A 239-nucleotide genomic window follows, 5' to 3' on the forward strand; every position below is an offset into this window, starting at 1 on the left:
GTTTATTATCCATGCCCGATCGCTCGACTAGTGAGCTGTTACGCACTCTTTAAATGAATGGCTGCTTCCAAGCCAACATCCTAGCTGTCTGTGCAATCGGACCTCGTTAGTTCAACTTAGCGTACACTTAGGGACCTTAGCTGATGGTCTGGGTTCTTTCCCTCTCGGCCCGTGACCTTAGCACCCCGGGCCTCACTGCAGACCATATTTAATAGCATTCGGAGTTTGTCTGGATTTGG

General features: G+C 49.8%; 1 rRNA gene (only partly in view). It reads right to left on the minus strand.

Annotation, left to right across the window (positions count from 1 at the left end):
• Positions 1-239: ribosomal RNA gene (locus ASG05_RS15735) — 23S ribosomal RNA — on the minus strand (its annotated part extends past both window edges: 374 nt to the left, 661 nt to the right); the annotation flags it as partial.

The organism is Frigoribacterium sp. Leaf186 (assembly GCF_001423905.1).
GTDB lineage: Bacteria > Actinomycetota > Actinomycetes > Actinomycetales > Microbacteriaceae > Frigoribacterium.